The organism is Aeromicrobium sp. REDSEA-S32_B7 (assembly GCF_001626145.1).
In the GTDB taxonomy this organism is placed as follows: domain Bacteria; phylum Actinomycetota; class Actinomycetes; order Propionibacteriales; family Nocardioidaceae; genus Aeromicrobium; species Aeromicrobium erythreum.
The window spans coordinates 1-3,295 of sequence record NZ_LUNF01000126.1 but is presented as its reverse complement, the minus strand read 5'-3'; the positions used below and the strand labels follow the sequence as shown (position 1 = coordinate 3,295).

General features: G+C 67.2%; 4 protein-coding genes. 3 read left to right on the top strand and 1 reads right to left on the bottom strand.

What is annotated here, in order from left to right:
• The first annotated feature begins 54 nt into the window (after positions 1-54).
• Genes A6Q79_RS09165 through A6Q79_RS09155 form a run of 3 tightly spaced genes read left to right on the top strand, consistent with a single transcriptional unit; the run spans position 55 to position 2,406 of the window.
• Positions 55-1,020 (top strand): diiron oxygenase, encoded by a 966-nt coding sequence (locus tag A6Q79_RS09165; RefSeq protein ID WP_317697903.1) that lies wholly within the window; start codon positions 55-57, stop codon positions 1,018-1,020.
• 4 nt (positions 1,021-1,024) lie between these two features.
• A complete protein-coding gene (locus A6Q79_RS09160; protein WP_317697901.1) occupies positions 1,025-1,240 on the top strand; it encodes a 4Fe-4S binding protein in 216 nt (71 codons plus the stop codon).
• On the top strand, positions 1,177-2,406 hold the full coding sequence (locus tag A6Q79_RS09155; RefSeq protein ID WP_369037999.1) for an FAD-dependent oxidoreductase: 1,230 nt from the start codon (positions 1,177-1,179) through the stop codon (positions 2,404-2,406). Before A6Q79_RS09160 ends, A6Q79_RS09155 begins: the two co-directional genes overlap by 64 nt.
• Before the next feature lie 143 nt (positions 2,407-2,549).
• Here A6Q79_RS09155 and A6Q79_RS09150 read toward each other — a convergent pair whose 3' ends face one another.
• Positions 2,550-3,224, bottom strand: coding sequence for a MerR family transcriptional regulator (locus A6Q79_RS09150; RefSeq protein WP_317697897.1), 675 nt, complete (start codon positions 3,222-3,224; stop codon positions 2,550-2,552).
• Between the last annotated feature and the right edge of the window lie 71 nt (positions 3,225-3,295).

Sequence of the window (3,295 nt, the reverse complement as noted above, 5' to 3'; positions counted from 1 at the left end):
GCCAACCACGCCCCCGGCTCTTCGTCACCTGAGAGCGGGCGCGGTCTCACGCCCATGAGCCTCAACGAGGCACTCAGTACTGAGGTCACCCAGGAGAACTACGAGGACGTGCTGCGCACGCTGAGCCAGGCGTCGGTGGACCGCCACTTCGATGCCTTCGCGGACATCCCGTGGGACGACGAGGACTTCCAGGTCAGGCAGGACGACGAGCGATGGGTCCTGCCTGCCGCGGTGGACCCGCTCGGCGGCCACGAGTGGTACCTCAAGCAGCCGCTGGAGCGGCAGATCGAGATCGGACTCTGGCGCCAGGCGAACATCCTCAAGGTCGGCCTTCAGTTCGAGAACGTGCTCATCCGGTCCATCATGCAGTACGTCTTCGCACTGCCCAACGGCTCGGTGGAGTACCGGTACCTGATGCACGAGGCCACCGAAGAGTGCCACCACACGCAGATGTTCCAAGAGGTCGTCAACCGCATCGGCGCCGACGTCGACGGCATGCCGATGCTGGTCACGCGGTATCCGGTGGTCTTCTTCTTGGGCGTGCTTGCGGGCGAGGAGCCGATCGACCACACGCAGAAGTCGATCTTCAGGGCTGGCGCCGAGCTCCCGCCCGTCCTGTCACGCGTCATGGAGATCCATATCGCTGAGGAAGCCCGCCACATCTCCTTCGCTCACGAGGCCGTGCGCCTTCGTGCACCCCACCTCAGCCGGAAGGCGCGGCACATCACGGCGGCCCTTCTGCCGCTCATCATGCGGTTCCTCGGCGACGCCATCCTCGTCCCGCCCAAGGCTTTCCGGGATCGCTTCGACATCCCCGACCACGTGATGAAGGAGCTGTACTGGCAGGCGCCGGAGTCCCGGGAGCGACTGCGCGACCTCTTCGCCGACGTGCGGATGCTGGCCGAGGACAGTGGCCTCATGACGCCGGTGTCTCGCCGGTTGTGGCGCTGGTGCAAGATCGATGGCCGGCCGTCACGTTTCCGCAGCGAGCCTGCGGTCGTCTTCCGCCGAGCGGCGTGAGCCGGTGACCCACGTCATCACCCAGGCGTGCTGTGGAGATGCCGCTTGCGTCTTCGCCTGCCCGGTCAACGCCATCCAGCCGAACCCGGATGACGAGCTGTTCGAGTCGGCCGAGATGCTGTACATCGACCCCAAGACCTGTGTGGACTGCGGCGCGTGCGTCGCGGCGTGCCCGGTCGGAGCGATCACTCGCGACACCAGGCTGTCTACGACCGTCTGAGCGTCCCCTACGGACTGGTCAGATCGGGGGTGGCGCCGGATCACCAGATGACCAAGGCGGTCGACAAGCTCTTCCGCGACATCGAGGACCTGCCGGGGTTTCACTACGCCTTGGGCGTGGACGTGGGCACCTCGGTGCACCACGAGGAGTTGGCGGCGCGCTACTCCGCGGTCATCTACGCCACCGGGGCGTCGCAGGACCGTGTCCTGCAGGTACCCGGTGCCGATCTCCCGGGCGTGAGCAGCGCGACTCGCTTCGTCGCCTGGTACAACGGCCACCCTGACCATGGCGATGCCCACGTCGATCTGAGCCATCGCCGGGTGGTGATCGTAGGCAACGGCAACGTCGCGATCGATGCGGCGCGCATCCTCACGACCGATCCGGACGCGTTGGCCCGCACCGACATCGCTGACCATGCCTTGGCCGCCCTTCGCCAGAGCAAGGTCGAAGAGGTCGTGGTGCTGGGGCGCAGAGGGCCGGAGCACGCGGCGTTCACGCTGCCCGAGTTGGTGGGCCTCATGGCTCGACGCGATCTCGAGGTCGTCGTCGCAGGCGATATCCCGCCTGCCCCGGAGTGGGCCGACGTGCAGCTTCGCCACAAGCTTGACCTGCTGCGGAGCCTGCCGACCGAACATCAGGCCGCGCCGAGCTCCAGGCGGATCGTGCTTCAGTTCTGGTCCTCGCCGCACCGGTTCGTCGGCCAAGACCAGGTGGAGGAGGTCGAGATCCGCAGCGCCGGCCCCGGATCACCGCCCGGTGGCACATCCGATCACCTGCCCGCCGGTCTGGTCCTCTCGTCCATCGGTTACCAGGGCTCGCCGATCGCGAGTCTCCCCTTCGACCCGGACCGAGGCGTCGTGCCGCATGTGCGCGGCCGGGTCGAGGGTCTGCCAGGGGCCTACGTCGTCGGATGGATCAAGCGCGGACCTCGCGGGTTCATCGGCACCAACAAGACGTGTGCGCGCGAGACGGTCAACAGCGTGCTCGAGGATGCGACGTCAGGCGTTCTCGAACCCGTGTCGCCTGCAGGGGACTTGGGTCAGCTGCTCCGCCAGTGGCATCCCGACTCCGTGGATCTTCCGGCATGGCGTCGCATCGACGACGCAGAGATCGCACACGGCCTGTCAGCAGGGCGGCCGCGTGTGAAGCTGACGAGCGCGATCTGAGCGGGATCGCGCGGACGACGGGCACGCTTCGGCAGCGCGCCCGTCGTCCCCGTCCCTGTCGTGGTCAGTCATAGGCGACAGAGCGAGGGGCTTCCCCCGTCCACAGTCGGTGCCACCGACCGGGACCCGGAACCCCGGATCTGCTAGTTGCGGGCACCGAGATCGGCCCTCAGCAGCCGCTGCACCACATCGTGGGCACCCGACCCCAGCTCCTCGCTGAGCGCCGAGCTGACCTCCTGGGTCATCGCACCCTGGAAGGCGCTGAGGAAGGCCTGGACGGCCAGCGGCTGCAGCCGCGCGTGGATCCCGGTGATCCGATTCCAGTCCTCCTCGGGCATGCCAGCCTCGACGAACTTCACTGCCTCGGCTGCGGCCGTCAGCAGCCCCGGGGCCGTGACCGTGACGTTCCCGTCGGGATCGAACTCCGCCCCGACCAGGTCCCCGAACTCGGTCAACGACTCCAGCGTGGCGCTGGCTCCGAACAGGCTCAGGATCTGTTCTGGGGTGTAGGTCGTCGTCGGCTCGGCATCCCAGGGAGCCAACAGCCCGCGGATGATGTGCAACATGGCCTCGCCGGCATCATCCGGAACTCCGGCGAGGATCTGCTCGATGCTGGACAGGCTGAAGCCAGCGGACTGCATCTCCTTGATGAAGGTCAACCGTGCCAGATGTGACCCGTTGTAGTAACCGACGCGGCCTTGCATGATCGGCGAGGGCAACAAGCCCCGGGAGGCGTGCGATCGGAGAGTGCGTACCGTCATGCCCGATGCAAGCGCCAATGCGTCGATGGTCATCAGGTCGTTGCTGCCACTCTTCACGTCAGCCATTGTAGGGAAGGCGGAGATGTCCGGCCCGCCGCGGGCCTGGCAGCGAGGGACGACGACTCACC

Bases quoted from the DNA above. Each gene is read 5' to 3' on its own strand.
- A6Q79_RS09165 (WP_317697903.1), top strand. From the start codon at position 55: ATGAGCCTCAACGAGGCACTCAGTACTGAGGTCACCCAGGAGAACTAC.